This is a genomic window from Azospirillum sp. UENF 211521 (assembly GCF_058780535.1).
Genome location: NZ_JBSNCF010000001.1, coordinates 347923 through 368561 on the forward strand (window position 1 = coordinate 347923; position 20639 = coordinate 368561).

Here is a 20639-nt window from a genome sequence, read left to right on the forward strand (position 1 = left end):
CGCTCTCCTGCGCAGCTCTCGCGCAAACCAAAGGTTTGCGCTGACGCGACAGGCGGACCTTTGGTCCGCCGAGAGCGGGGGAGGGAAGAGGCCCGCGAAGCGGGAAGGGTGGGGGCAACCCGGCCCCGCAGCCTCAGCGCTTCTTGCCCTGGATCGGTTCCGGCTCCGGCGCCGGCTGGCCCATGCCCATCAGCGCGCTCATGTCCGCCCCGTTCAGTAGGAACTGGCCGGTCTCGGTGACGTCGATCTTGTAGCTGCGCACATCGTTGCCGGCGTCGTCCTTGGACGCCTGCCCGAAGGCCTGGAGCATGGCGATCACCCCCAGCGCGTTCTGGGTGCTCTCGTCGGCCTTCTTGCCCGGCTTGGGCTGCATCGCCTTGGTGGCGGCGTCCAGGCCGCGCAGCAGCACGGTGCTGCTGCCCACCGCGCCGAAGGCGGAGTTGGCGGCCATGCGCATTGCGCCGGTCATGGTGCCGGAGGCCGCCGGGGTGTTCACCACGAAGCGGTCGATGCGCAGCTCCGTCCCGACCTCGGCCATGGCGCCCATCAGCCGGTTGCCGATGGCGGTCATCGCCGCCTCGTCGGTCCCAACATCGGCGCCATCGTCCGGCAGGGCGGCTTCCTCCTCGCCCTCACCCTCTTCCTCATCCTCCTCACCGGCGGCGGCCTGGGATTCGGCGAGCGTGGCGAGGTCGGCGAAGGCCCGCCACAACGAGGCGGTCGGCAGCTTCGCGGTGCTGATCTGGATGTCCAGCTTGTCTGGCATGAAGGCCTTCGGGGCCACTTCCGGCTCCAGCGTCAGGCCGCTGGACTCGATCCCGAAGGTGGTGGAGGCCATCGGCTTGTCCAGGTCCTCGGCGCTGCCGCGCAGGACGAGCTGGCCGAGGGCGAGGCGGGTGCCGTCCTCCGGGTTCAGGGCCGTCAGGCCGGACAGGCGGACGCGTCCGCTCGCCCCGCCCATCAGGTTCTGCATCAGCGGGATCAGCTCCGCGGCCGGGGGCTGGGTGCCGGCCAGGGCGTGGGTCTGGGTCAGCCGCTGCATGGCGTCGGCGCGGGCGAGGTCGACGCGGGTGTAGGTGCCCTCCATCGTCAGGCCGCCGAGGTTCAGCACCTCCTTCTTCGTCTCGTCGAGGAAGCGCAGGTTGCTGACGGACAGGGCGCCGGGGCCGCTCCACAGCGGGGTGCCGGCGGCGGCGGTGCCGTCCGGCTTCAGCTCCCCGGCGACGGTGATGGCGCCGACGGTCAGGGCGCTCTCGTCCTTCTTGCCCTTCTTGCCCTTGCGGTCGCTGGTGACCGACAGGTCGCCAAGCTCCGCGTCCATGGACAGCGCCGTCTCGTAGGCGCCGGACCACAGGGCGCTGATGCGCTGGCGGCCCAGCTTGACGGTGGCCGACGGCTTGCCGTTGTCCAGGATGGCGACGCGGTCGGGCAGGGTGGCGGTGACGGCGTGGGTGTTGCCGTCCTGCGGCTTCACCGTCAGACGGATGGTGCCGATGTCGGCGGTGGTGCCATCGTCCGACACCGCGGCCAGGGCGGGCAGCGCCACCTCGTAATGGTCGCCGGCCGGGGTCGCCACCGGCTCGCCGGTCCAGCGCAGCTCGGTTTCGTCGCCTTCGCTCTTGGGGAACCAGCGGGCCAGCCCGTCCTTCAGCGCGGCGGCGAGCGCCCTGGCCCCGTCCTCGGTCACCGGGGGCGCCTCGGCGCGGGCGGCGGCGGGCGGCAGCGCCAGGGTTGCGAGCATCAGCGCGGCGGCGAGCGGACGGGCGGGAAGACGGCGCATGAGGAATCCCTTAGGGTGGAGCGCGCCAGGGTAGACGGGATAACCGGCGCCCGTCCATCGGCCCGAGGTTTTATACCGTTTCCGAAAGAGTTCGGCCCCGGATGGGCGTTGCAGCATGGCACGGCCGCCCTGACGCTTGCATTGCCGGTCCCCAGGCCCAAAACTTACGCTTATGACCTCTGTCCTTTCTTCGTCCGGGGGCGGTCTGGGTGCGGGTGGCCGGGTGGTCGCCGTGCTGGGGCCGACCAACACCGGGAAAACCCATCTCGCCATCGAGCGCATGCTCGGCCACCGGACGGGGATGATCGGCTTTCCGCTGCGCCTGCTGGCCCGCGAGAACTACGACCGCATCGTGTCGATCAAGGGCAAGAACGCCGTGGCCCTGGTGACGGGGGAGGAGAAGATCCTGCCGCCCAGCCCGTCCTACTGGGTGTGCACGGTGGAATCCATGCCGCTCGACCGGGCGGTGGACTTCCTGGCGGTGGACGAGGTGCAGCTCTGCGCCGATCCGGAGCGCGGGCACATCTTCACCGACCGGCTGCTCAACGCGCGCGGGCTGGTGGAGACGATGTTCCTCGGCTCCGACACGGTGCAGCCGCTGATCCGCCGGCTGGTGCCGCGGGCCGAGTTCATCAGCCGGCCGCGCTTCTCGCAGCTCACCTACGCCGGCTACCGCAAGCTGACGCGCCTGCCGCCGCGCTCCTGCGTCGTCGCCTTCTCGGCGACCGACGTCTATGCGCTGGCCGAGATGATCCGGCGCCAGCGCGGCGGCACCGCGGTGGTGCTGGGGGCGCTGTCCCCGCGCACCCGCAACGCCCAGGTCGGGCTCTATCAAGCGGGGGAGGTCGACTATCTGGTGGCGACCGACGCCATCGGCATGGGGCTGAACATGGACGTCGACCATGTCGCCTTCGCCCGCATCGTGAAGTTCGACGGCTTCGCCCCGCGCCGCCTGCGCGCGCCGGAGGTGGCGCAGATCGCCGGGCGCGCCGGGCGACACATGCGCGACGGCACCTTCGGCACCACCGACGAGGTGGGGGAGCTGGAGGCCGACGTGGTCGACCGCGTCGAGAACCACCAGTTCGAGACGATCAAGACGCTGATGTGGCGCAACAGCAAGCTGCGCTTCGACACGCCGGGCTTCCTGCTGAAGTCGCTGGAGGAGCGCCCGCCGATCCCCGAGCTGCTGCGCGCCCGCGACGCCGACGACCATCTGGCGCTGCAGGCGCTGGTCCGCGACCATGAGGTGATGGACCTCGCCAAGGGCCGCGACAACGTGCGCCTGCTCTGGGAGGTCTGCCAGGTCCCCGACTTCCGCAAGGTGCTGTCGGACGCCCACACCCGGCTGCTCGGGCAGATCTTCCGGCAGCTGCGCACCGGCATCGGGCGGCTGGACGAGGATTGGGCGGCCAAGCAGATCGCCCGGCTCGACCGCACCGAGGGCGACATCGACGCGCTGGTCGCCCGCATCGCCCACATCCGTACCTGGACCTACATCTCCAACCGGCCGTCCTGGCTGACCGACCCGGTGCACTGGCAGGCGCGCACCCGCGCCATCGAGGACAAGCTGTCCGACGCCCTGCACGAGCGGCTGACGCAGCGTTTCATCGACCGCCGCTCGGCCACGCTGGCGCGCACGCTGAAGGACGGGCGGGAGCTGATCGGCGGCGTGCGCGCCGACGGCGAGGTGGTGGTGGAGGGCCATCCGGTGGGCCGGCTGGAGGGCTTCCGCTTCGTCCCCGACGCCCCGGAACGGTCGGAGGAGGCCAAGTCCCTGCTGACCGCCGCCCGCCGCGCGCTGCGCGAGGAGGTGGCGTCCCGCCTGCGCGCCTTCGAGCAGGAGCCGGACGACGTGTTCGCTCTGGGTCCGGACGGGGTGCTGACAGCGGACGGCTTGCCGGTGGCCCGGCTCGGCCCCGGCCCGTCGGTGCTGACCCCGGCGGTCCTGCCCTTCGACGAGGGGCTGCTCGACCAGGGGCAGCTCGACCGCGTGCGCGTCCGGCTGGAACGCTGGCTGAAGGACCGCGTGGCCGCCCGGCTGCGCCCCCTGCTGGCGCTGCGCGATGCGGACGATTTGACGGGCGCCGCGCGCGGGCTGGCTTTCCAGCTCGTCGAGAACATGGGGGCGCTGCCCCGCGCGCCGGTCGCCCCGATGGTGGAAGGGCTGGAGAAGGCCGACCGCAAGGCGCTGTCCCGCCATGGGGTGCGGCTCGGCGTGTCCCACCTCTACCTGACGGCGCTCGCCAAGCCGGGGGCGGTGGAGCTGCGCGGGCTGCTGTGGGCGGTGAAGCACCGCCTGCCCCTGCCGGTGCCGATCCCGCCGCCGGGCCGCGTCTCGGTGGAGGCGACCGGCGCGCCGCCCGCCTTCTGGGACGCCATCGGCTACCCGGCGGCCGGGCCGCGCGCGCTGCGCGTGGACATGCTCGACCGGCTGGAGACCGAGCTGCTGACCGCCGCCAAGGAAGGCCGGACGGTGGCCGAGCCGGCGCTGGCCCAGATGATCGGCGCCAAGCCGGACGAGCTGGGCGCGGTGATGAAGGGGCTTGGCTACACCCGCTCGGTGGCGGAGGATGGGGCGGTCTCCTGGCGCCGCCGCCGCAACCCGCGCCACAAGCCCCGCCGCGAGGCCCCCGTCAACACCGACCACCCCTTCGCCAAGCTGCGCCAGCTTTCGGGAATTGGATGAAGAGATTTGCTTTTGCCCCCTCCCTGACCCTCCCCCGCCTTCGGCGAGGGAGGGGACTTCGCAAATTTTCCCTCTCCCGCGCAGCGGGGGAGGGAGGGACCCGCGCGGCAGCGCGGGAGGGTGGGGGCCCCGCATGACCGACCTCGACGACGATGACGATCTCCCCGACTCCGGCTCCGACCCCACCCCGGCGGGGCGGCTGCGGATCGACAAGTGGCTGTGGTTCGCGCGTTTCTTCAAGACGCGCAGCCTCGCGGCGAAGCTGTGCAACGGCGGCGGCGTGCGGGTGTCCGGCACGGTGGTCGGCAAGGCGCATTACGCGGTGAAGCCCGGCGACGTGCTGACCTTCGCCCAGGGGCGGCACATCCGCGTCATCAAGGTGGTTGCTCTGGGCAGCCGGCGCGGCCCGGCGCCGGAGGCCCAGGCCCTCTACGAGGACCTCGCCCCGCCGGTGCGCGAGGAGGCGATCCAGGACCCCTACCGCGCGCCGCCGGCCCCGCGGGAGCCCGGCGCCGGCCGCCCGACCAAGCGCGACCGCCGGGCGCTCGACCAGCTGCACGGAGAGGAGTAAGCCGGAACAGCCGGGAAAAGCGGCGGTGAAGCGCGGGCGGGGCCATTGCCATTCGGGCGCCGCAACCTCATCTGCGCAAAATAATCCCGCAACGGCCGACTTTTTCGGAGCCCGCCGCCCCCATGCTCGAACTGTTCTCCGACCCGCAGGTCTGGGCCAGCCTCCTGACGCTCACCGCGTTGGAGATCGTGCTCGGCATCGACAACATCATCTTCATTTCGATCATGGCGGCCAAGCTGCCGGTCCACCAGCAGCAGAAGGCCCGGCAGCTCGGTCTGGCGCTGGCGCTGATCATGCGGCTCGCGCTGCTCGCCTCCATCTCCTGGGTGGCGACGCTGACGGAGCCGCTGATCACCGTGCTCGGCATGGGCTTCTCGGGCCGCGACCTGATCCTGCTCGGCGGCGGCCTGTTCCTGCTGGCCAAGGGCACCATCGAGATCCACAACACCGTGGAAGGCCACGAGGAGGACAGCGCCGCCCCCAAGCTCGCCAGCTTCGGCGCGGTGGTCGGGCAGATCATCGTGCTCGACATCGTGTTCTCGCTGGACAGCGTGATCACCGCGGTCGGCATGTCCAACGACCTGCCGGTGATGATCACCGCCGTCGTCATCGCCATGGCGGTGATGCTGTTCGCCGCCCGCCCGGTGGGCGACTTCGTGAACCGCCACGTCACCGTGAAGATGCTGGCCCTGTCCTTCCTGCTGCTGGTCGGCGTGGCGCTGATCGCCGACGGCTTCGGCTTCCACATCCCGAAGGGCTACCTGTACTTCGCCATCGCCTTCTCGACGCTGGTCGAGGCGCTGAACCTGATGGCCGCCGCCCGCCGCAAACGGAAGAAGGCCGAAGCGCACTGACGCTCCGGCCCTCCTGAACGGGTCCTCCGACGGGCCGTCCCTTCGCGGGGGCGGCCCGTTCGCCTTTCCGGGTCAGGTCCGCATCAGACCGTCGCGGAACTCCACCTCCTCGACCAGATGCTCGTAGGCGAGCTTGAACAGGTCGCGGATCGAGACGATGCCGACCGCGCGCTTGCCCTGGGTGATCGGCAGGTGGCGGTAATGCTTCGACTGCATCAGGGTCAGCGCGTCGATGGCGTCCGCGTCCGGCGGCAGGGTGTCCGGGTTGCGGGTCATGATCGTCGACACCTCGGTCTCGAAGGCGTCGATCTGGGTGGAGAGCACCTTGTTGTTCAGGTCGCGCTCGGTGACGATGCCGACGAGGTCGCCGTGGTTCACCACCAGGACGGCGCCGATGTTCTTTTCCGCCATCAGCTTCGACACGGTCAGGACGGAGGTGTCCTCCGTCACCAGGATGAGTTCCTGCGACTTCACCACGTCCGGAACCAGCTTCCGCTTCATCATTTCCCCCAATTTGTAATTTGTTTACAAACTCAAGCGCTGCAGGGAAACAATAGCAAATCTCGCGGGTGCGAAACTGCGGCAGAAGACCGCACCTCGGATGGGGTGGTCCGGATTGGGGATCGGGCGGAGTGTCAGACGCGCCGGAGGACGACGGTCAGGTTGTTGGCCGGCATCTCCACCAGCTCGGCGAGGGTGAAGCCGGCGGCGGCGCGCTCCACCGCGTCGAGGTCGCGCACGCCCCAGGCGGGGTTGCGGGCCTTCAGGTCGGCGTCGAAGGCGGCGTTGCTCGGCGCGCTGTGCCGCCCGCCGCGTGTGAAGGGGCCGTAGAGCAGCAGCGGCGCGCCGGCGGGCAACAGTCGCCCCGCCCCGGCGAACAGGCCGAGCGCCGCCTCCCACGGGGCGATGTGGATCATGTTGATGCAGACCACCGCGTCGGCCGCCTCGACCGGCCAATCGGGCGCGGCGGCGTCGAGGTCCAGCGGGTCGCGCAGGTTGGGCAGCGCCGCGGCGGCGGCCCACGAACGGACGCTGTCACGCAAGCCCGGGTCGGGGTCGCTCGGCTGCCACGTCACGCCGGGCAGCGCCTCGGCGAAGGCCACGGCGTGCTGGCCGGTGCCGCTCGCCACCTCCAGCACCAGCCCTTGCGGCGGCAGGACGCGGCGCAGCACCTCCAGAATGGGGGCTCGGTTGCGCTCCGTCGCGGGAGCGTGGCGGCGGGAGTCCTCGGGGTGCAGCGGATCGAACATGGCGACAGGCTACCCGCGCCCGGCGCCCAGGGCAACCGCGGCGGGGTCGTGGCGCCCGGCCATCCAGGCCCCGGCGGCGAGGAGGAGGGCGCCGGCCAGCACCGCCGCGGCGGCGCCCAGCAGGGCGGAATCGAAGCTGCCGGTGCGCGCCACCACCAGCCCGGCCGGCACCGGCCCGATGATCTGCCCCAACCCGTAGACGGCGGTCAGCGCCCCGATAACGCGGGCCGACGCCCCGCCCGACAGGTGGCGCCCCAGCGTGAAGGACAGGGTGACGATGCCGACGAAGGTCCCGCCGAACAGCACCGCCGACAGCAGGGCCGCCGCGGGGGACCCGGTGATCGGCAGCAGGATGCCCACCGTCTGCACGACATGGGCGAGGATCAGCGCCCGCCAGAGGCCGAGCCGCCGCCCGGCCGCCGCCCAGACGATGCCCGACGGCATGGCCGCCAGACCGGTGACCATCCAGGCCGCGGCGCCGAGCGATGCCGTCTCCGGCATCGTCTTCAGGATGGCGACCAGGAAGGTGCCGGTGACGATGTAACCGGCCCCCTCCAGGAAATAGGCCAGCGTCAGCAGCACCATGGGACCGGAGGGGCGGAAGGGGGAGGCGGGTGTGGGGCGGCCGGTGGTTTGGGCGGCGGCGTGGGGGGCCTCCCTCGGCGGGTCGCCCACCCACAGCCAGGACAGCGTGCCGAAGCCCAGGCAGGCCAGCCCCAGCCACAGCCAGTCGCCGCGCCAGCCCAGCCGGTCGCCCATCACGGCGACGAACAGGCCGCTCGACGCGATGCCGAGGCCGACGCCGGTGTAGAGCCAGCCGGTCCAGGACTCCCGCCCGGCGCGGGCCAGCGCGTCCAGCGTCATGGCGATGCCCAGGATGAACAGGCCGGCGCTGGCCAGCCCGGAGACGAAGCGCAGCACGGCCCAGGCCGTCAGGTCGTCGGTGAAGCCCATGCCGGCGGTGGAGGTGACGCTGGCGATCAGCGCGGTGCGGAAGACGGCGGTGCGCGCCGCGCCGTGGGGCACCAGCCCGACGCCCAGCGCCCCCAGGAAGTAGCCGAGATAGTTCAGCGAGGCGAGCAGCCCCGCGGCGTCGGTGCCCAGCCCGGTGGCCGCCTGCATCGCCGGCAGGATCGGCGTGAAGGCGAAGCGCCCCACCCCCATGGAGACGACCAGCACCAGCACGCCGCCGATCAGCGTCCGGACCATGCACTCCTCCCACCGGCTCGTTTTTTTCGTGTGCGCCCATCCTCGCGCGTCGGAACCTTCATTTCCAATGATTTGTTCCGATGCTATGCTTCACTATGAGTGATGGCACTGGATCGGGGAGGAGGCGATGGACCTCGCGGGCCTGCGGGTGGTGAAGGCGGTGGCGGACACCGGCAGCGTCAGCCGGGCGGCGGAGACGCTGAACTGCGTCCAGTCCAACGTGACGGCGCGGCTGAAGCGGCTGGAGGAGGATCTCGGCGTGCCGCTGTTCCTGCGGCTCAGCCGCGGCATGGCGCCGACGCCGGCCGGGCGGGTGCTCGCCGACTACGCCGACCGCGTGCTGCGCCTCGTCGCCCAGGCACGCGACGCGGTGGCCGACGCCGCGGGGCGGGGCGGGCGGCTGTCCATCGGCACCATGGAGACCACCGCCGCCGTCCGGCTGCCGCCGATCCTCGCCCGCTTCCACGCGGAGAATCCGGACGTCGAGCTGACCATCGTCCCCGGCCCCACCGAAACCATGCTGGGGGAGGTGCTGGCCGGGCGCATCGACGGCGCCTTCGTCTCCGGGGCGGTGGAGCATCCCGAGCTGGTCAGCCAGCCCGTTTTCGAGGAGGAGCTGGTGCTTGTCGAACCGGCCAGCGGCATCACCAGCGAGTCCGGGCGGAACACCCTTCTGGCCTTCCGGCGCGGCTGCGCCTACCGCGCGCGGGCCGAGACGGCGATGCGCGAGGCCGGGCGGGTTCCCTACCGCGTCATGGAGTTTGGGGCGCTGGAGGCCATCCTGGGCTGCGTCGGCGCCGGCATGGGCGTCACCGTCCTGCCCCGCGTCGTGGTGGAGCGGGAGCCCTGGCGCGGCCTGTTCACCGCCCGCGCGTTGCCGCCGGAACTGGCCCGCATGCCCACCCGTTTCGTCCGGCGGGTGGATTCCATGGAGACGGTGGCGCTGCGCACCTTCCTGGAGGCGGTCGCGGAGGGGAATATGGAGGGTGGGGCTGCGTCGCTTGCGCCCACACAACCGGCGGGGTTGATCCCGTCTCGGGCGGCGTGCTAGGCAAGCGCCGCGGTCGGGCCATGGTCCATTCATGCCCCCGGCCGCGCCCACGCGCGAGCACGTCAGTCGAAGCGTCCATCGATGCGACTCGAACCCCGGCGCGTGAACACCGCCGGAACTGGCGAGAACAGCGGAGAACGAATCATGCCCTACGTCGTGACGGAAGACTGCATCAAGTGCAAGTACACCGATTGCGTCGAGGTCTGCCCCGTGGACTGCTTCTACGAGGGCGAGAACATGCTGGTCATCCACCCGGATGAGTGCATCGACTGCGGCGTGTGCGAGCCGGAATGCCCGGCCGAGGCCATCGTGCCGGACACCGACGGCCGCGCGGAGAAGTGGATGGAGCTGAACCGCGACTACGCGGCGCAGTGGCCCAACCTGACCCGCAAGAAGGACGCGCTGCCCGACGCCGACGCCATGAAGGGCGTGGACGGCAAGTTCGACAAGTTCTTCTCTCCGAAGGCCGGCGGCTAAGCGGAGTCGGGACTATTGCGGCGCATGGCATTCTTTTGCCGCCATGCAAAAACGACAGGTCGGCCATCGGCGGGCAACGTCAGAATCCGGACGGCTGCCCGCGCGTAGCCTTTGTAACCCGGCCGTAACATCGCTATAATACGCGCCCGGAGCCGGCCTCAGCGTCATTGCCGGAATTCCCATCGACCAAGGGCTCAGTGCAACAGTGCGCGGCGTGGAGGACCCCATCCCCACGGTGTGTCGTTGTCACCGGGCCTTTTTCGCCCCCTCCACCGGGGCGGCAAAATGGCGCGATCGCGAGAAGTGAGAGCCAACCCAAATGTCGAACAAGCTTGACTTCGAGGCCGGTGACTTCGTCGTCTACCCGGCCCATGGCGTCGGTCGGGTCGAGGGAATCGAGACCCACAGCATCGCTGGCATGGATGTTCAGCTCTACGCGATCACGTTCGAAAAAGAGCGCATGACGCTCAAGGTTCCGGTCGGCAAGGCCAAGGCCGCCGGCCTGCGCCGCCTCAGCACGAAGGACCGCATCAAGGTCGCCCTGGAGACGCTGCAGGGCCGTTCGCGCGTCCGCCGCACGATGTGGAGCCGCCGCGCCCAGGAGTATGAGGCCAAGATCAACTCGGGCGACCCGGTGGCCATCGCGGAGGTCGTGCGCGACCTGTACCGCGGCGCCGACCAGTCCGACCAGTCCTACAGCGAGCGCCAGATCTATCAGGCCGCCCTGGAGCGTCTGGCCCGCGAGCTGGCCGCTGTCGAGAAGATCGACGAGACCAAGGCCACCGAGCGGCTGGAGCTGGTCCTCAAGAAGGCCGCCTGATCCGGTGCGGACCCGCTTCCCGGCTTCAGGGGCCGGGAACCGGTTCGAAAATGTGATGTTGACGATGAAGGCGCGGCGCTTTGGCCGCGCCTTTGTCTTAAGTTTTCGTCTTTCGCCGGGCCTGTGCGGCGCCTACACTCCCGCCCCCGGCCTGTTCTGGGCCGGTCCGTGACCGCTGGATGGGGTGAGCGTCTCCGGCATGTCTGAAGCGCAGAAATTCATCGATCTCCGAAACCCGCGGCGCATCTGGGCCGTCGGCTCGATCCACGCGCAGACGGACCATCTCCACGCCGTGCACGAGGTGATCGCGGCGCGCTTCCTGCCCGGCGACCGGCTCGTCTATCTCGGCAACATGGTCGGCTGGGGCGAACGGGTGCTGGAGACGGTGGACGCGCTGCTGGCCTTCCGCACCTGGCTGCTGAGCTGGCGGGGCATGGAGGCCGGCGACATCGTCTATCTGCGCGGCGCGCAGGAGGAGATGTGGCACAAGCTGCTCCAGCTCCAGTTCGCGCCCGACCCGCAGCAGGTTCTCGACTGGATGACCCGCCATGGCGCGGGGGCCACGCTGGCCGCTTATGGCGGCACGGTGGAGCAGGGCATGGCGGCGGCTCGCGGCGGCACCATGACGCTCGGTCGCTGGACCCAGGGGCTGCGTCAGGCGATGCACGCGCAGCCCGGTCACGAAAATGTGTTCAACACCCTGCGCCGTGCCGCCTACTGCACCGGGCCGGAACAGGGGCAGGGCGGCGTGCTGCTGGTCAGCGCCGGGGTGGACATCCGCCGCCCGCTGAACCATCAGGGCGACGCCTTCTGGTGGGGGGCGCCCGGTTTCGCCCAGATGTCAGAGCCTTACGGTGGTTTCGCCCGCGTCGTGCGGGGCTACGACCCGGCTCGCAAGGGCGTCGCGGTGACCGACCGCGTGGCGACCCTGGACGGCAATTGCGGGTTGGGTGGGCATCTCGTTTGTGGATGCCTGTCGCCTTCGGGTGAGATCCTGGACCTGTTCCAGGTCTGACCCATCTCCCTTTTTCCTATCCGTCTTATCCGTCCCCTCGGCCTCCGCCACCGAATCCCTTCCGGTGCGGATGATCCGAAACGTCTTGTGCTGCGTATGACGTGCAACAGGGCGAGGGGAACGGCTGTTGTCCCAACCGTCGGCACTCCGTGGCGAAGCGGCCACGACGAACCGACGGATCTTTGGACCTGAGGGGGCCTGTCCCTTCGGACTCCGCAGCACAGGGCACGAGCAGCCTGAAACGCGGCCGCCCAGACGGGAAGGAAGGGACGTATGGCTTACATCGACGATCCCGAGACTCAGCGCGCGAATCTGAGTTTCATCAAGGCCTCCATGCGTGAGCCTTTGCTGACGCGCGACCATGAATTCGATCTGGCCCGCAAATGGCGCGAGGGCGGCGACGAGCGCGCCCTCCACGAACTGGTGCGCGCCTACACCCGTCTGGTGGTGGCGACCGCCGCGCGCTTCCGCAACTACGGCCTGCCCATGGGCGACCTCGTGCAGGAGGGCAATGTCGGGCTGATGCAGGCGGCCAGCCGCTTCGAGCCGGACCGCGAGGTGCGTTTCTCGACCTACGCGGCCTGGTGGATCCGCTCGGCCATGCAGGACTACATCCTGCGCAACTGGTCCATCGTCCGCACCGGCACCACCGCCGCCCAGAAGTCGCTGTTCTTCAACCTGCGCCGCCTGCGCGCCCGCATCGAGAGCCTGAGCCAGGGCGGCACCGGCTCCGGCAACGGCCTGACCAAGGAAGGGCGGGAGTGGATCGCCGGCGAACTCCAGGTCGACGTGACCGAGGTCGAGGCGATGGAGATGCGGCTCTCCGCCTCCGACCAGTCGCTGAACTCGCCGGTGGCCGACGGCTCCGACGAGGACTGGCAGGACTTCCTGGCCGACCAGCGCCCTTCGCCGGAGGAGGTGGTGATCGGCATGCGCGACAGCCGCACCCGCTCGCAATGGCTGGCCGAGGCGCTGGGCGAACTCAGCCCGCGCGAACGCACGATCATTCAGGAGCGCCGCCTGCGCGAGGAGGGCGCCACCCTGGAGCAGCTGGGCCGTGAACTGGGGGTGAGCAAGGAGCGGGTGCGCCAACTCGAACACCGCGCCCTGCTGAAGCTGCGCCAGTCGATGCTGAAGCGGGTGGAAGGGTTCGGGGATCTGCTGGCGGACGCCTAGCAGACCGCTTGCCCCCTCCCTAACCCTCCCCCGCTTTCGCAGGGGAGGGGACGGACGCCGCTTCGTGATCATCTCCCTCCCCTGCGAAGCGGGGAAGGGCCGGGGTGGGGGCAAAGCCCGCTTACGCCTTCTCTTCCTCCCGCACCGCACCGGCGCCATCCCCGCCACCGTTGTTCCCTTCGCCATCCAGGGCGACCCGCCACACCTCGGTCGTGCCGTTGCGGCCGCGGAGCGTCCGGTCGCCGACGCAGTCCAGCGGGGCCGCGCCGTCACCCTGGAAGGCGGTGGCGGCGCTCGACAGGACAATGACCTCCTCGTCCCCCTGAAGGGCGGAGGCCAGCTCCTCGATGCGGGCGGCGACGTTCACGGTGTCGCCGACGATCGTGTAGTTGATCCGGCTTGCCGACCCGATGTTGCCGACCACCACCGGCCCGGAATGCAGGCCGATGCGCACGCGGATCGCCGGCAACCCCTCCGCCGCGCGGCGGCGGTTGCCTTCGCGCACGGCGCGGGTGATGGCGTGGGCGGCGCGCAGCGCGCGGGCGGCGTGGTCCGGCTGCTCCTCCGGCGCGCCCCAGAAGGCCATGATGGCGTCGCCGATGAACTTGTCCACCGTGCCACCCTCCGCCTCGATGCAGTTGGCGAGCAGGGTGAAATGCTCGTTCAGCAGGGCGGCGGTGTCGGCGGCGCCCATATGCTCCGCCATGCGCGAGAAGCCGCGGATGTCGGTGAACATCACCGTCACCTCCCGCTCCTCCGACTGGAAGCTGGTCAGGCCGCCGCGGCGGTGCATCAGCCGCAGCACCAGGGCCTTGGGCACATAGGTCTCGAACCAGCGCAGCCCGGCGACCATGGCGTTGAAGGCGCTGTTGGCGCGGGCCAGCTCGCGCAGTCGCGAATCGGGAAGCTCGTCGATCGCGCGGAAGTCGAAGGTCCGGACATGGTCGGCGGCCTCGGCCAGATGGGCCACCTGGGTGCTGATGCGCCGCCCGACGATCAGCGCCACCGCCACCGAGATCAGCAGGATGCCCAGCCCGGCCAGCCCGGTGGTGTAGAGGCGGCGGACCTCCGCGCTGGCCTCGTTGGCGCGGAAGCTGATGCCGATGGTCCAGTCCTGCTGGCCGTAGCCGGCCATGCTGCGCATCAGGAACAGGTAATCCTCGTCCAGCACGTTGACGGTCCGGCCCTCCACCCGCTTCTTCAGGGCGTCCACCGGCTGGCCGGACTGCCAGAGCGCCGCCAGCGCCGGATCGGCCACCTGATCGATGCGCGGCAGGGGCGGACCGTCGGTCTTGGTGGAGAAGTCGAACTTCATGCCGGCCAGCGACGGGTGGGCCAGAACGTGCTGCCGGTCGAACAGGACGAAGGCGTTCAGCCCCTGCTCCACATAGAGCGTGGACAGGAAGCGCGACAGGTCGCCCAGCGACACCCCGACGACCACCTGCCCCAGATAGGCGCCGTTGCGCCGCACCGGCTGGAATAGGGTGACGAAGCTGGTCCCCGCCTCCTTCGACCACAGCGGGTCGGCCCAGACGGCGGTGGTGCGGTCGGCGCCGTTGCGCAGCTCCGGCGCCAGTTCCGGCTCGTGGCGCAGATCCTCCCGGCCGATGTGGAGCTGATTGCCCAGCCGGTCGGCGCGCAGGCCGGTGCGGTCGGGGTGGAAGAAGGCGATGCCCGTGACATCCGGCGCCCCGGCCAGCGCGCCGCGCAGCGTGTCCTGGAGCGAGCGGGAATCGGTGGGGTCCAGCTCCCCCCGCTCCATCAGTCCGGCCACGAAACGGGCCATGTCCCGCGCGGGGTTGAGCTGGTTGCGGATGCGCACCTCCACCCCCGACAAGGCGAGGTCGGCGCGGTCGTTCAGCAGGGCGAAGGTATTGCGGCTGGCGCTGACGAGGCCGAGCACCAGCACGCTCGCCACCGCCAGCAGCATCAGCGAGCCGAAGCCCGCCACCAGCACCGCCGCGATGGGCAGGCGCAGGCGCGGGCGGCCCAGCGCGGGCGGGCGCGTCCGGCGCGGACCACCCTTTTTGCGCACAGCCTCCTTCAACGCGGAAATCCGGGCTCCGGTTCGCAGAAAACGCCGTTTGGTGGGTTGGTCAGCCATGGCGCGGAGCCTACAGGACGCACGCGGCCATCGGCAATCGGCCATCGCGCCGCGTCCTGCAACGGTCACTCCACCGTCAACTGGGCGCCGTCAACCGGGCGCCATCAGCCGGTGATGATCTTCACCGGACGTCCGGGCTGGATCGGCGTGCCCGGCGGTAGGTCGTTGATGATCCGGAACAACTCCTCCGCGTAGGGCTCGCGCGGCATCTGGCGGACGAAGCTCTCGACGCTGTCGCCGGGGCGGGCGGTCAGCACGCGGATGCGCCGGGGCTGGTAGGACGCCGCCTCCTGTTGGGTCAGCCGGCGGAAGCTGTTGGCGGTCTCGCGGAAATCGCCGTCGAAGCGGGACAGCCCGCCGCCGGGGGCCAGGAAGGTGAAGCGGTAGAGGGTGCCGGAGTCGGCGCGTATGGCAACCAGCCGCATGTCCACCGCCCCGGCGTCGGTCTTGCCCTGCGTCAGCGCGGTCGCCGCCGGCATGCCGTTGACGGTGAAGGATTGCAGGTCGCGCAACGGCGCCCCCTGCGCCCAGGTGCCGGTCAGATAGGCGGCGGGGTCGCGCGCGCCCGGCGCCTTGCCGCCGTCGAAGACGATGGCGCCGCCGTTGGGACCCTTGGCGATCACCTGCTGCGCCCCGTTGAGCAGGCTGTAGCCCTGCGGCACATCGAAGGCGATGCCCAGCTGCGGGTGGGCGAAGCTGCGGCCGCGGACGAAGCCGTTCTCCGGGCTGTCGCCGTAGATCACCCCGTCCATCGCCGTCATGTAGGGATCGACGGGCCGCGCCCCGCGGGGCAGCTCGCGGGCGATGGCCGCCGCCTCGTCGACGCGCGACGCGGTCTGCGGGTGGGTGGCGAAGAAGTCGAAGCCGCCCTCCGCCGCCCCCTTGCCGGCGCGCAGGCCGGAATACTGGGTGTCGCGGCGCATGGTTTCCAGGAAGGTCGCCATGGCGAAGGGGTCGTAGCCGGCGCGGTGGAGATACTCGATGCCCAGCCGGTCGGCCTCCGTCTCCTGGCCGCGCGAGTAGCGGGCGAGCAGGGCGGTGCCGCCGATGTTGGCGATCTGCGCCAGCTCCGGGCTGCCCAGCACGAGGCCGATGCCGGCGGCGAGCAGCCCGGCGATGGTCTGGTTGGTCTGCCGTTCCTGGCCATGGTGGGCGATGACATGGCCGATCTCGTGCCCCAGCACGCTCGCCACCTCCGCCTCGTCCTTGGCGAGCGCCAGCAGGCCGCGGGTGATGTAGACGTAGCCGCCGGGCAGGGCGAAGGCGTTGACCACGTCGCTGTCCAGGACGGTGAAGGTCCAGGGGCCGGAGCGGTCGGTCTGGGCGGCCAGCCGGTCGCCGAGGCCGGTGATGTAGGCCTGCAGCCGCTGGTCGGGGTAGGCCCCGCCATACTGGGCGAGGATCTTGGGATGCTCCTGCGCGCCGATCGACTCCTCGCTGCCGCCGAGGAGCTGGGCGCTGGCCGGGGCACAGGCCGAGGTGAGCAGCAGAACGGCCAGCCCCGCGGCGACGATCCGGCGCAGCGGGGACGGGGAGGGTGATTGCTTCTGACGTCCCCTCTCCCCTCTGGGGAGAGGGGTGGGGTGAGGGGGTTGCGCTTGTGCCGGACATTGCGCCACGCGCAACCCCCTCACCGGCCGTCCGGGCCACCCTCTCCCCAGAGGGGAGAGGGCTGGATCGGCCGATTGCCTTGGCGAAAACAGGGAAGACGGCTTGCGTTCGGTCGTCGGTTCGGTCGTCATGGGTCGTCATATCGGAAGGGGGCTCGCAGACATCAAACTCCCCGTCCGCTCCGCCTGTTCCACGGCTCCATCCCCATGCTCACCATGCCGCGCCGCATTCTCTCGCTGACGCTGTCCGCCCTGCTGCTGATGGCGACCACCGCCGGGTCGACGGAGCTGCGCGTCGCCGCGGTGACCGACGGCGCCACGCTGCTGCTGGAGGACGGGCGCAGCCTGCGTCTGGCCGGCATCGAGCCCGCCGCACCACCCGCCCCACCGCCCACGGGGGCGGAGCCGGGCCGGGGCTGGCCGCTGGCCGAGGCGGCGCGGCTGGCGCTGGCGGAGCTGGCCGTCGGGCAAAGCCTGACGGTGCGCGGAGAGGCGCGGACCGACCGGCACGGGCGCGTGCTGGCGCAGGTGATGCGCGGCGACGGGCTGTGGCTCCAGGGCGAGTTGCTGGCGCGCGGCCTCGCCCGTGTGCACACCCGGCCCGACGCCCGCGCGCTGGCCCGGGAGATGCTGGCGGCGGAGGCCGCCGCGCGGGACGCCGGGCGCGGCATCTGGCGGACCCGCGCCTACGCGGTGCGGCCTGCCGACCCCGACGCGCTGCGCCGGGACCGCGACAGCTTCCAGATCGTCGAGGGGCGGGTGCTGCGGGTGAGCAAGGCCGGCGGCGACGCCTATCTGGATTTCGGCGAGGATTGGCGGACCGACGTCACGGTGCACATCGGGCGGGCCGCGCTGCGCGAATTCGTAACCGCCGGCATCGACCCGCTGTCCTACGAGGGGCGGACCGTCCGGGTGCGCGGCTGGGTGGGCCTGCGCGCCGGTCCTCTGATCGAGGCGACCCATCCCGAGCAGATCGAGCGGCTGGATGGGGCGGCATCGCCCCTCCGGGCGACGCCCCACCCGTCCGCTCCTCCGCCGGACGTTTCCGACGACGAGGAGGAGTGAGCCTGTGGCGGACGGCGGACGGGCGTCCTACACTTGCTCCCATTCGGCCCGGACTGACAGGACCTCTTCATGCCCCGCAGCGAGCTTTTCCCGCCCATCGACCCCTACCAGACCGGCTTCCTGCCCGTGGACGAGATCCACACGCTCTATTGGGAGCAGTCGGGAAACCCGCGCGGCGTGCCGGTGCTGTTCCTGCACGGGGGGCCGGGGGCGGGCGCCTCGCCGACGCACCGGCGTTTCTTCGATCCCGGCCATTACCGCATCGTCGTGATGGACCAGCGCGGGGCGGGCCGCTCCACCCCGCTGGGCGAGGTCCGGCGCAACACGACCGAGCTGCTGGTGGAGGACGCCGAACGGCTGCGCCGCCATCTGGGGATCGAGCGCTGGCTGCTGTTCGGCGGAAGCTGGGGATCGACCTTGGCGCTGGCCTACGGGCAGACCCATCCGGAACGCTGCCTGGGGCTGATCCTGCGCGGCATCTTCCTGATGCGGAAGGCGGAGATCGACTGGTTCCTCTACTCCATGCGCACGATCTTCCCGGAGGCCTGGGCCGCCTTCGCCGGCCACATCCCGCCGGAGGAGCGCGGCGACCTGCTGGAGTCCTACTGGCGGCGGCTCAATTCGCCCGACGCCGCGACCCGCATGGCGGCGGCGCGGGTGTGGAGCCTGTACGAGGGGTCCTGCTCCTCGCTGCTGCCCTCGCCGGAGCTGATCGCGACGAGCGCGGAGGACACCCACGCGCTGGGCCTCGCCCGCATCGAGGCGCACTACTTCCGCTCCAACCGCTTCACCCCGGAAGACAAGCTGCTGCGCGACGTCCACCGCATCCGGCATCTGCCGGGGGCGATCGTCCAGGGCCGCTACGACATCGTCTGCCCGATCACCAGCGCCGACGAGCTGCGCCGCGCCTGGCCGGAGGCCGACTACCGCGTGGTGCCCGACGCCGGCCATTCCGCCATGGAGCCGGGCATCCGCGCCGCGCTGGTCCAGGCGACGGAGCGGTTCAAGGAGTACCGGTAGGGGAAGGGGGGCGCCGGCCCCCTCATACCTCTCCCGCATGCGCTCCCCCTTGCGTTGCGGCGTGGCCGCGCGTATAACCCTGCGCTCCAACGGGCGGCGAGGCCGGGTCCGAGACCCAGGGCATGCCCAACCGTCAGTCGGGAACATCCAACGCAAGGATTGAAAATGCCCAAGCTGAAGACGAAGAGCGGCGCCAAGAAGCGCTTCAAGGTGACCGCGTCCGGTAAGGTGCGCGCCCAGGCGGCCTTCAAGCGCCACTGCCTGGAGCAGAAGAGCCCGAATATGAAGCGCAACGCGCGCGGCATGATGACCCTGGCCGAGCCGGACCAGAAGATCGTGCTGAAGAACTGGCTGCGCAACGCTTGATATCGTAAGGGAATCTGAACCATGGCTCGTGTTAAGCGCGGCGTCACCACGCACGCCCGTCACCGCAAGATCCTGAAGCTCGCCAAGGGCTACCGGGGTCGCAATTCCAAGAACTTCCGCATCGCGATTGAGAAGGTCGAAAAGGCCCTTCAATACGCGTATCGCGACCGCCGCAACAAGAAGCGCGATTTCCGCGGCCTGTGGATCCAGCGCATCAACGCCGGTGTCCGCCAGTACGGCCTGACCTACTCGCGCTTCATCAACGGCATCAAGCTGGCCGGCATCGAGATCGACCGCAAGGTCCTGTCGGATCTGGCCGCCCGTGAGCCGGAGGCCTTCAAGGCCATCGTCGATCAGGCCCAGGCCGCTCTCGCCTCCAAGGCCGCCGCCTAAAGGGTTCGCCGCGCAAGCGGAAACCCCGGTCCGGCGCCGGACACGAAAGAAGGGAGCCGTGCCTCTGGGCCGGCTCCCTTTTTCTTTACGCTCGCACTTCCTTATGGCTCGCGGGAAATGACATGCTCGATGCGCTGAAAGACGAACTCCTGTCGCAGGTCAACGCCGCTGGCGACCTCGCGGCCCTCGAAGAGGTGCGGGTCACCGCGCTCGGCAAGAAGGGGCGCATCACCGGCTTCATGAAGGAGCTGGGCGGGCTGTCGCCCGACGAACGGCGCGAGCGCGGCCAGCAGCTCAACGCGCTGAAGGACGAGATCGCCGCGGCCATCGACGGCCGCAAGGCCGACCTCGCCCGCGCCCATCTGGAGGCCCGCCTCCAGGCCGAGCGCATCGATGTGACCCTGCCGGTCCGTCCGGAGACCGAGGGGCGCATCCACCCGATCAGCCAGACCATCGACGAGATGGTGGCGATCTTCGCGGAGATGGGCTTCAGCGTCGCCGAGGGGCCGGACGTCGAGGACGACTTCCACAACTTCACCGCCCTGAACTTCCCGCCGGGCCACCCCGCCCGCGACATGCACGACACCTTCTATCTGCCCGATGCGGGCGACAAGAAGATGCTGCTGCGCACCCACACCAGCCCGGTGCAGGTCCGCACCATGCTGAACAAGAAGCCGCCGATCCGCATCATCGCGCCGGGCCGCACCTACCGGTCCGACTACGACATGACCCACACCCCGATGTTCCACCAGATCGAGGGGCTGGTCATCGACGAGGCGACCCACATGGGCCACCTCAAGGGCTGCCTGATCGAGTTCTGCCGCGCCTTCTTCGACGTGGACGACCTGCCGCTGCGCTTCCGCCCCAGCTTCTTCCCCTTCACCGAACCGTCGGCGGAGGTGGACATCGGCTGCTCCCGCAAGGGCGGCGAGCTGAAGCTCGGCAATTACGGCGACTGGCTGGAGATCCTGGGCTGCGGCATGGTGCACCCCAACGTGCTGGAGGCCTGCGGCATCGACAGCACGAAGTACCAGGGCTTCGCCTTCGGCATGGGGATCGAGCGCGTGGCGATGCTGAAATACGGCATCCCCGACCTGCGCACCTTCTTCGAAGCCGACCTCCGCTGGCTGAAGCATTACGGCTTCGTGCCGCTCGACGTTCCCAGCATGGCCCAGGGCCTGACGCGCTAAAG

At 70.5% G+C, this 20639-nt stretch carries 19 protein-coding genes; 13 read left to right on the forward strand and 6 right to left on the reverse strand.

Translation table 11 applies throughout. The features are described from left to right. Positions 1 to 133: 133 nt before the first annotated feature. On the reverse strand, positions 134 to 1780 hold the full coding sequence (locus ACWPN5_RS01625) for a hypothetical protein (protein WP_492293879.1): 1647 nt from the start codon (positions 1778 to 1780) through the stop codon (positions 134 to 136). A gap of 172 nt (positions 1781 to 1952) precedes the next feature. Between ACWPN5_RS01625 and ACWPN5_RS01630 the strand changes: the two genes are divergently transcribed. From ACWPN5_RS01630 to ACWPN5_RS01640, 3 genes are all read left to right on the forward strand, one after another. Next, the gene (locus tag ACWPN5_RS01630; RefSeq protein WP_492293881.1) at positions 1953 to 4466 is read left to right on the forward strand and encodes a helicase-related protein; all 2514 of its coding nucleotides are present in this window, start codon (positions 1953 to 1955) and stop codon (positions 4464 to 4466) included. A 133-nt stretch (positions 4467 to 4599) separates the two neighbouring features. After that, entirely contained in the window at positions 4600 to 5037 is a 438-nt protein-coding gene (locus tag ACWPN5_RS01635) for an RNA-binding S4 domain-containing protein (protein WP_200477678.1), read from the forward strand. Positions 5038 to 5159: 122 nt separating this feature from the next. Beyond that, the gene (locus tag ACWPN5_RS01640) at positions 5160 to 5891 is read left to right on the forward strand and encodes a TerC family protein (protein ID WP_145683128.1); all 732 of its coding nucleotides are present in this window, start codon (positions 5160 to 5162) and stop codon (positions 5889 to 5891) included. A 72-nt stretch (positions 5892 to 5963) separates the two neighbouring features. Here the strand turns inward: ACWPN5_RS01640 and ACWPN5_RS01645 are convergent, their stop codons facing one another. The 3 genes from ACWPN5_RS01645 to ACWPN5_RS01655 all read right to left on the reverse strand — a co-directional run bounded on the left by ACWPN5_RS01645 (position 5964) and on the right by ACWPN5_RS01655 (position 8350). Next, positions 5964 to 6395 (reverse strand): CBS domain-containing protein, encoded by a 432-nt coding sequence (locus ACWPN5_RS01645; protein WP_492293883.1) that lies wholly within the window; start codon positions 6393 to 6395, stop codon positions 5964 to 5966. A 131-nt stretch (positions 6396 to 6526) separates the two neighbouring features. Further along, positions 6527 to 7141 carry a DUF938 domain-containing protein gene (locus tag ACWPN5_RS01650; protein ID WP_145683151.1) on the reverse strand — a complete coding sequence of 205 codons (615 nt, stop codon included), beginning with the start codon at positions 7139 to 7141 and terminating at the stop codon, positions 6527 to 6529. A 9-nt stretch (positions 7142 to 7150) separates the two neighbouring features. Then, positions 7151 to 8350 carry a YbfB/YjiJ family MFS transporter gene (locus ACWPN5_RS01655; RefSeq protein WP_492293885.1) on the reverse strand — a complete coding sequence of 400 codons (1200 nt, stop codon included), beginning with the start codon at positions 8348 to 8350 and terminating at the stop codon, positions 7151 to 7153. A 127-nt stretch (positions 8351 to 8477) separates the two neighbouring features. Between ACWPN5_RS01655 and ACWPN5_RS01660 the strand changes: the two genes are divergently transcribed. The 5 genes from ACWPN5_RS01660 to ACWPN5_RS01680 all read left to right on the forward strand — a co-directional run bounded on the left by ACWPN5_RS01660 (position 8478) and on the right by ACWPN5_RS01680 (position 12889). Continuing rightward, positions 8478 to 9401, forward strand: a complete 924-nt coding sequence (locus ACWPN5_RS01660; RefSeq protein WP_492293887.1) for a LysR family transcriptional regulator — start codon at positions 8478 to 8480, stop codon at positions 9399 to 9401. Between the two features lie 144 nt (positions 9402 to 9545). Next, positions 9546 to 9878 (forward strand): ferredoxin FdxA, encoded by a 333-nt coding sequence (gene fdxA, locus ACWPN5_RS01665; RefSeq protein ID WP_014238741.1) that lies wholly within the window; start codon positions 9546 to 9548, stop codon positions 9876 to 9878. Between the two features lie 319 nt (positions 9879 to 10197). Beyond that, positions 10198 to 10698: a CarD family transcriptional regulator gene (locus ACWPN5_RS01670; protein ID WP_014238739.1), complete on the forward strand. Its 501-nt coding sequence runs from the start codon at positions 10198 to 10200 to the stop codon at positions 10696 to 10698. A gap of 199 nt (positions 10699 to 10897) precedes the next feature. Further along, complete coding sequence (locus tag ACWPN5_RS01675; RefSeq protein WP_145683176.1) at positions 10898 to 11713, forward strand: hypothetical protein; 816 nt, start codon at positions 10898 to 10900, stop codon at positions 11711 to 11713. 273 nt (positions 11714 to 11986) lie between these two features. After that, on the forward strand, positions 11987 to 12889 hold the full coding sequence (locus tag ACWPN5_RS01680) for an RNA polymerase factor sigma-32 (RefSeq protein ID WP_145683183.1): 903 nt from the start codon (positions 11987 to 11989) through the stop codon (positions 12887 to 12889). Positions 12890 to 13010: 121 nt separating this feature from the next. On the opposite strand, the gene ACWPN5_RS01685 is transcribed toward ACWPN5_RS01680, so the two are convergent. Both ACWPN5_RS01685 and ACWPN5_RS01690 read right to left on the reverse strand, forming a co-directional pair. Then, entirely contained in the window at positions 13011 to 14924 is a 1914-nt protein-coding gene (locus ACWPN5_RS01685) for an adenylate/guanylate cyclase domain-containing protein (RefSeq protein ID WP_492293889.1), read from the reverse strand. A gap of 173 nt (positions 14925 to 15097) precedes the next feature. Continuing rightward, positions 15098 to 16612: a M48 family metalloprotease gene (locus ACWPN5_RS01690; protein ID WP_492293891.1), complete on the reverse strand. Its 1515-nt coding sequence runs from the start codon at positions 16610 to 16612 to the stop codon at positions 15098 to 15100. Between the two features lie 198 nt (positions 16613 to 16810). On the opposite strand from ACWPN5_RS01690, the gene ACWPN5_RS01695 reads away from it, so the two are divergent. The 5 genes from ACWPN5_RS01695 (at position 16811) to pheS (ending at position 20637) form a co-directional block, all read left to right on the forward strand. Beyond that, the gene (locus tag ACWPN5_RS01695; RefSeq protein WP_247888279.1) at positions 16811 to 17668 is read left to right on the forward strand and encodes a thermonuclease family protein; all 858 of its coding nucleotides are present in this window, start codon (positions 16811 to 16813) and stop codon (positions 17666 to 17668) included. Positions 17669 to 17737: 69 nt separating this feature from the next. Further along, complete coding sequence (gene pip / locus ACWPN5_RS01700) at positions 17738 to 18688, forward strand: prolyl aminopeptidase (RefSeq protein WP_145683206.1); 951 nt, start codon at positions 17738 to 17740, stop codon at positions 18686 to 18688. A gap of 165 nt (positions 18689 to 18853) precedes the next feature. Then, on the forward strand, positions 18854 to 19054 hold the full coding sequence (gene rpmI / locus ACWPN5_RS01705) for a 50S ribosomal protein L35 (RefSeq protein WP_014238730.1): 201 nt from the start codon (positions 18854 to 18856) through the stop codon (positions 19052 to 19054). A 21-nt stretch (positions 19055 to 19075) separates the two neighbouring features. Next, a complete protein-coding gene (rplT, locus tag ACWPN5_RS01710; protein ID WP_014238729.1) occupies positions 19076 to 19447 on the forward strand; it encodes a 50S ribosomal protein L20 in 372 nt (123 codons plus the stop codon). Positions 19448 to 19569: 122 nt separating this feature from the next. Then, a complete protein-coding gene (gene pheS, locus ACWPN5_RS01715) occupies positions 19570 to 20637 on the forward strand; it encodes a phenylalanine--tRNA ligase subunit alpha (RefSeq protein ID WP_014238728.1) in 1068 nt (355 codons plus the stop codon). Positions 20638 to 20639: the final 2 nt, after the last annotated feature.

Coding starts and splice junctions, on each gene's coding strand:
- ACWPN5_RS01625 (WP_492293879.1), bottom strand. CDS start 1,780: ATGCGCCGTCTTCCCGCCCGTCCGCTCGCCGCCGCGCTGATGCTCGCA.
- ACWPN5_RS01630 (WP_492293881.1), top strand. CDS start 1,953: ATGACCTCTGTCCTTTCTTCGTCCGGGGGCGGTCTGGGTGCGGGTGGC.
- ACWPN5_RS01635 (WP_200477678.1), top strand. CDS start 4,600: ATGACCGACCTCGACGACGATGACGATCTCCCCGACTCCGGCTCCGAC.
- ACWPN5_RS01640 (WP_145683128.1), top strand. CDS start 5,160: ATGCTCGAACTGTTCTCCGACCCGCAGGTCTGGGCCAGCCTCCTGACG.
- ACWPN5_RS01645 (WP_492293883.1), bottom strand. CDS start 6,395: ATGATGAAGCGGAAGCTGGTTCCGGACGTGGTGAAGTCGCAGGAACTC.
- ACWPN5_RS01650 (WP_145683151.1), bottom strand. CDS start 7,141: ATGTTCGATCCGCTGCACCCCGAGGACTCCCGCCGCCACGCTCCCGCG.
- ACWPN5_RS01655 (WP_492293885.1), bottom strand. CDS start 8,350: ATGGTCCGGACGCTGATCGGCGGCGTGCTGGTGCTGGTCGTCTCCATG.
- ACWPN5_RS01660 (WP_492293887.1), top strand. CDS start 8,478: ATGGACCTCGCGGGCCTGCGGGTGGTGAAGGCGGTGGCGGACACCGGC.
- fdxA (WP_014238741.1), top strand. CDS start 9,546: ATGCCCTACGTCGTGACGGAAGACTGCATCAAGTGCAAGTACACCGAT.
- ACWPN5_RS01670 (WP_014238739.1), top strand. CDS start 10,198: ATGTCGAACAAGCTTGACTTCGAGGCCGGTGACTTCGTCGTCTACCCG.
- ACWPN5_RS01675 (WP_145683176.1), top strand. CDS start 10,898: ATGTCTGAAGCGCAGAAATTCATCGATCTCCGAAACCCGCGGCGCATC.
- ACWPN5_RS01680 (WP_145683183.1), top strand. CDS start 11,987: ATGGCTTACATCGACGATCCCGAGACTCAGCGCGCGAATCTGAGTTTC.
- ACWPN5_RS01695 (WP_247888279.1), top strand. CDS start 16,811: ATGCTCACCATGCCGCGCCGCATTCTCTCGCTGACGCTGTCCGCCCTG.
- pip (WP_145683206.1), top strand. CDS start 17,738: ATGCCCCGCAGCGAGCTTTTCCCGCCCATCGACCCCTACCAGACCGGC.
- rpmI (WP_014238730.1), top strand. CDS start 18,854: ATGCCCAAGCTGAAGACGAAGAGCGGCGCCAAGAAGCGCTTCAAGGTG.
- rplT (WP_014238729.1), top strand. CDS start 19,076: ATGGCTCGTGTTAAGCGCGGCGTCACCACGCACGCCCGTCACCGCAAG.
- pheS (WP_014238728.1), top strand. CDS start 19,570: ATGCTCGATGCGCTGAAAGACGAACTCCTGTCGCAGGTCAACGCCGCT.